This is a genomic window from Streptomyces sp. SID12501 (assembly GCF_010550245.1).
Lineage (GTDB): Bacteria > Actinomycetota > Actinomycetes > Streptomycetales > Streptomycetaceae > Streptomyces.
In genome coordinates, this window is record NZ_JAAGLU010000974.1 from 1 (window position 1) to 397 (window position 397).

Genomic DNA, 397 nt, shown 5'->3' on the forward strand with positions numbered 1-397 from the left:
CAGACCGGCCCTGAGCTCCCCGACGAAGTCGGCGTATCCGGGAGTGTCCAAGATGTTGATCTTGATTCCGGCCCATTCGACGGGCACCAGCGAGAGCTGCACGGACCGGTGCCGGCGCTGCTCGATCTCGTCGTGGTCGGAGACGCAGGTGCCGTCCTCGACCCGCCCGGCCCTGTTCACGGCCCCGGCGGTCAGGGCCAGCGCCTCGACCAGAGTGGTCTTCCCGGCGCCGCTGGGGCCGACCAGCACGACGTTCCGTACGGAATCGGGGCGGTCGGCCGTCAGTGCCCTGCCGGCGGCCCCGGCTTGGTGTGATGTGGCTCCCATGGTGCTCGTGCCTCCCGGTGTCGCGGTGAGGAGGGGTGATCGGGGTCCTTCGAGCTTTGCACCGGCGTCA

At 70.0% G+C, this 397-nt stretch carries 1 protein-coding gene; it reads right to left on the bottom strand.

What is annotated here, in order from left to right; genetic code table 11:
- Nucleotides 1-327, bottom strand: a 327-nt coding sequence (locus G3I71_RS49410) for a GTP-binding protein (RefSeq protein WP_203733260.1), incomplete at its 3' end; no start/stop codon positions are given.
- Between the last annotated feature and the right edge of the window lie 70 nt (nt 328-397).